This window comes from Romboutsia sp. 13368, from assembly GCF_018336475.1.
In the GTDB taxonomy this organism is placed as follows: domain Bacteria; phylum Bacillota; class Clostridia; order Peptostreptococcales; family Peptostreptococcaceae; genus Romboutsia.
Genome location: NZ_CP048741.1, coordinates 1,600,575 through 1,602,944, shown reverse-complemented (window position 1 = coordinate 1,602,944; position 2,370 = coordinate 1,600,575). Strand labels below are relative to the sequence as shown.

Here is a 2,370-nt window from a genome sequence, read left to right as displayed (position 1 = left end):
AGATAGGTTCTTTTTTTAATTTTATAAACTTAAAAAGGCAACYTCTAAATAGAGATTGCCTTATTATATTACTTATTAGCTTGTCTTGACTTGTTGTATCTTAATCTATCGTGTTCGTTTAAGAATTTCTTTCTAAGTCTTATAGCATCTGGAGTTATTTCAACTAACTCATCATCATCTATAAATTCTAAAGCTTCTTCTAGAGTGAATGTTCTAGCAGCTTGTAATTTAACAGCATCATCAGTACCAGAAGCACGAACGTTAGTTAATTTCTTGTTCTTACAAGGGTTAACAGTCATGTCTTCTTTTCTTGAGTTCATACCTATTATCATACCTTCGTAAACTTCAACAGCAGGGTCAACGAACATTTGAGCTCTTTCACTTAAAGCATTAAGTGCGTAAGCCATAGTTGAACCAGCAACTTGAGATATTAAAACTCCGTTAGTTCTTCCTGGCATTTCACCTTTGTGCTCTTCGTATCTTTCAAATGATCTAACTAAAGAACCTTCTCCACGAGTATCATTTATAAATTCACTTCTGTATCCTAATAATCCTCTTGTAGGAGCTATAAATGTTATTTTAACATAATCTCCTTCGATTTCCATAGCTTCCATCATAGCTTTTCTTAAGTTTAATTTGTTTATAACAGTTCCTGAATAAACTTCTGGACAGTTAACTATAACTCTTTCCATTGGTTCCATTAATTTTCCGTTTTCATCTTTTATGAATAAAACTTCTGGCTTAGATACACCTATTTCGTATCCTTCACGTCTCATGTTTTCTAATAATATAGATAAGTGAAGTTCTCCACGTCCAGATACTCTGTATCCGTCAGTTGTATCCATTGGCTCAACTTTAAGACCAACGTTAACTTCAAGTTCTTTGTCTAATCTATCTTTTAAGTGTCTAGTAGTTACGAATTTACCACTCTTACCAGCGAATGGAGAATCGTTAACTAAGAAGTTCATAGATAGAGTAGGCTCTTCTATGTGTATCATTTCCATTGGTAATGGATTATCAACGTTACATATAGTTTCCCCTATAGATATATCAGCCATACCAGCAACAACAACTATGTCACCTGCATAAGCTTCTTGCTTTTCAACTTGCTTTAATCCTTCGTAAACTGTAAGCTTAGATATTCTTCCTCTAGCTACAGAACCGTCAGCTTTACATACAGATATAGTTTCACCATTTTTTACAGTTCCTTTATAAACTCTACCTATACCAAGTCTTCCTACATAATCATCGTATGCAAGAGCAGATATTTGTAATTGTAAAGGCTCATTGCTGTAATCTGGGTATGCTTCAACGTGTTCAACAACAGTTTCAAATAATGGAGCTAAGTTTTCACTTTCATCTTCCATTTCTTTTTTAGCTATACCTTGCTTAGCTATACCGTATATTATTGGGAATTCACATTGCTCATCAGTTGCATTTAAGTCAACGAATAAGTCGAATACTTCATCAACAACTTCTTCAGCTCTTTGGTCTTGCTTATCTATTTTGTTTATGAATAATATTGGTCTAAGTCCAGCTTCTAAAGATTTTTGTAAAACGAATCTTGTTTGAGGCATTGGACCTTCACTAGCATCAACTAGTAATATAACTGTATCAACAGTCTTTATAACACGTTCAACTTCAGAAGAGAAGTCACTATGTCCTGGAGTATCAACTATATTTATTTTGTAATCCTTATAGTTTATTGAACAGTTTTTAGAATATATTGTTATACCTCTTTCGGCTTCTAGGTCATTACTATCCATTACACAATCTTTTACTACTTCGTTATCTCTAAATGTTCCAGATTGATGTAAGAATGCGTCAACTAAAGTTGATTTACCAGCATCAACGTGGGCAATAACAGCTATGTTTATTATTTTATTTTTTGACATATATTTTGCTCCTTTCAGCTTAAAATAACTTTTTAAGTATATCACAGTATAGATTTGTAGACAAGAGACTACTAATTAAAATAAATAAGTGTTTTAAGCATAAATTCACATATATTTTATGTAAAAATTAAAAATTTAAAGTAGATTAATAACTAGAAAACAAGATAAATGTAAAAATTAATACTAGGAAAATGTTTTAATTAAGGTGGCAAGCCCTTTTGAAGCAAATWATAAGTATAGACATTATCAAGTTACTCCATGATATAGTTACCATTTTAAATCCCCCTCTTTATAAATTAATCATTAGGCTATGTTTTAATATAGTGTTGAAATTTAATACTATTTTATATTAATACATTTATTTTGAGTGTAAAAAAATATTTTGAGCAACYGACAAAGTCGTTGGCGAMATGAGCGAAGCGAATTTTTGTTGACTAAAAATATAAAAATGTAACAAAAACAGATATATATAAAT

At 31.2% G+C, this 2,370-nt stretch carries 1 protein-coding gene; it reads right to left on the bottom strand.

Annotated elements, in window-relative coordinates:
- Positions 1-68: 68 nt before the first annotated feature.
- Positions 69-1,895, bottom strand: coding sequence for a translational GTPase TypA (gene typA / locus G3997_RS06390; RefSeq protein WP_296644613.1), 1,827 nt, complete (start codon positions 1,893-1,895; stop codon positions 69-71).
- Positions 1,896-2,370 lie beyond the last annotated feature (475 nt).

Coding starts and splice junctions, on each gene's coding strand:
- typA (WP_296644613.1), bottom strand. CDS start 1,895: ATGTCAAAAAATAAAATAATAAACATAGCTGTTATTGCCCACGTTGAT.